Below are 1,324 nucleotides of genomic sequence, written 5' to 3'. Positions count from 1 at the left end.
CTGGAAGCCCAGAAGGCCCAGGTCGCCAAGCTGGAAAGCGGCAGCCGGCCGGAAGAAATCGACCAGGCCCAGGCCGAAGTCGCCCAGGCGGAAGCGACGGCCGTCAACGCCCGTTCCACCTTCGAACGAGTGGAGACCCTGGCGAAGAAGAGCGACGCTTCGCAGCAGGCCCTGGACAACGCCCGGTCCAGCCTGCGTCAGGCCGAAGCCCGCCTGATCCAGGCCCGCAAGGCCCATACCCTCGCCGTCCTGGGACCGCGCAAGGAAGACCTGGAAGCGGCCCGCGCCCAGGTGCGGGCCGACGAGGCGACGCTGTCCATCGCCCGGAAGCGTCTGGCCGACACCGAACTGCGCGCCCCGTCGGACGGCATCGTCCAGACCCGCATCCACGAGGCGGGCGCCGTGCTGTTGCCCAATTCGCCGGCCTATGTCCTGGCTTTGGTTCAGCCGCTCTGGGTGCGGGCCTTCGTCGACGAACCGCGACTGGGCCTAGTCACGCCGGGCATGAAGGCCGCCGTCGGCCGGGACGGCGGCGGCGAACCCCACGGCGGTCAAGTCGGCTTCATCTCGCCGACGGCCGAATTCACCCCCAAGAACGTCGAAACGCCGGAACTCCGCACCGGCCTGGTCTACCGCCTGCGCATTGTCCTCGACGGGCCGGCCGACGACCTGCGCCAGGGCATGCCGGTTACCGTCAAGCTCACGCCGTGACCGAGCCTCTGGTGCGCATCGACGGGCTGAGCCGGCGCTTCGGCACCACCTTGGCCCTGGACCGGGTGGCGGCCGACATTCCGGCCGGCCGGGTGACTGGCCTCGTGGGGCCGGACGGGGCCGGCAAGACCACCTTGATCCGTCTGCTGGCCGGGCTTCTGCTGCCTGACGGGGGGGACCTTTCGGTCTGTGGGCTCGATCCGGTCCGGGAGGCCGACCGCTTGCACGAGGCGGTGGGCTACATGCCCCAGCGTTTCGGCCTCTACGAGGATCTGACGGTGGGCGAGAACATGGCTTTGCACGCCGACCTCCGGGGCGTCACGGGGGCGGAACGCAAGGCGGCATTCGCCCGCCTGGAACGCTTCACCGGCCTGGGGCCCTTCATGGACCGTCTGGCCGGGCGGCTGTCGGGTGGGATGAAGCAGAAGCTGGGCCTGGCCTGCGCCCTCATCAAGGTGCCCCGGCTGCTGTTGCTGGACGAACCCAGCGTCGGTGTCGATCCCATGTCGCGCCGGGAACTCTGGCGCATGGTCCAGGAACTGGTGGGGCAGGGGATCGGCGTGCTCTGGAGTACCGCCTACCTTGACGAGGCGGAACGCTGCGACGGCATGCT

General features: G+C 69.9%; 2 protein-coding genes. Both read left to right on the top strand.

Going from position 1 to position 1,324, the window contains the following annotated elements; translation table 11 throughout:
• A partial coding sequence (locus tag H7841_18525) for an HlyD family efflux transporter periplasmic adaptor subunit (GenBank protein MEO5338854.1) occupies positions 1–711 on the top strand: 711 nt, incomplete at its 5' end.
• Positions 708–1,324, top strand: a 617-nt coding sequence (locus tag H7841_18520; protein MEO5338853.1) for an ABC transporter ATP-binding protein, incomplete at its 3' end; no start/stop codon positions are given. The genes H7841_18525 and H7841_18520, both read left to right, overlap by 4 nt.

Origin of the sequence: Magnetospirillum sp. WYHS-4 (assembly GCA_039908345.1) — a bacterium.
Lineage (GTDB): Bacteria > Pseudomonadota > Alphaproteobacteria > Rhodospirillales > GLO-3 > JAMOBD01.
The sequence above is the reverse complement of the archived record's forward strand: the minus strand, read 5'-3'. Positions and strand labels throughout refer to the sequence as shown.